Source organism: Paenibacillus sp. MER 180, from assembly GCF_023713665.1.
In the GTDB taxonomy this organism is placed as follows: Bacteria; Bacillota; Bacilli; order Paenibacillales; family Paenibacillaceae; genus Paenibacillus_B; species Paenibacillus_B suaedae.
This window is the reverse complement of sequence record NZ_JAMAVT010000107.1, coordinates 1-277: the sequence shown is the minus strand read 5'-3', so window position 1 is coordinate 277 and position 277 is coordinate 1. Positions and strand designations below refer to the sequence as shown.

1 rRNA gene is annotated in these 277 nt (G+C 53.4%); it reads left to right on the top strand.

From position 1 onward, the window contains the following. Positions 1-141 precede the first annotated feature (141 nt). Positions 142-258: ribosomal RNA gene (rrf, locus tag M3661_RS30070) — 5S ribosomal RNA — on the top strand. Positions 259-277 lie beyond the last annotated feature (19 nt).

The following is a 277-nucleotide window of genomic DNA, read 5'->3' as shown; positions in this document are numbered from 1 at the left end:
AAGGTAGCCGTATCGGAAGGTGCGGCTGGATCACCTCCTTTCTAAGGATTTTGTCTCCTGCGACGGAGACACAAGGAAGCAAAGCTTCCAAACCAAACGATTGCTCGTTGTCAGTTTTGAAAGAACATCTCTTTCAATCTGTTTGGTGGCGATGGCGGAGGGGTTCCACGCGTACCCATCCCGAACACGACCGTTAAGCCCTCCAGCGCCGATGGTACTTGGACCGCAGGGTCCCGGGAGAGTAGGACGTCGCCAAGCAGAGCATATATTGCTCATA